This window comes from Paraburkholderia sp. BR10937 (genome assembly GCF_040965695.1).
Classification (GTDB): domain Bacteria; phylum Pseudomonadota; class Gammaproteobacteria; order Burkholderiales; family Burkholderiaceae; genus Paraburkholderia.
The window spans coordinates 1-242 of record NZ_JBFRCL010000266.1 but is presented as its reverse complement, the minus strand read 5'-3'; the positions used below and the strand labels follow the sequence as shown (position 1 = coordinate 242).

At 64.5% G+C, this 242-nt stretch carries 1 pseudogene; it reads right to left on the bottom strand.

Annotated elements, in window-relative coordinates:
* A pseudogene (locus AB4Y44_RS42920) lies at nucleotides 1–242 on the bottom strand (hypothetical protein); the annotation flags it as partial.

Genomic DNA, 242 nt, shown 5'->3' with positions numbered 1-242 from the left:
GCGCCGACGCATCGGCTGCAAGATCACCTTGGCGCTCACGCCCGCCATCATCGCCACGCAGGCGACCATGTCGAACACCATGTTCCAGCCGCCGTGAATCGCCAGCAGCGTCGCGACGGGCACGAGCCAGGTTTCGGTCACGATGAAAATCGAGAAGGCGAGCTGGATCGCAGCCTGCCCCCAGTGATGCCGTGCGTCCATCGGCACGACGAAAAGCGTCCACGCGTACTGCAGGTTCGCCA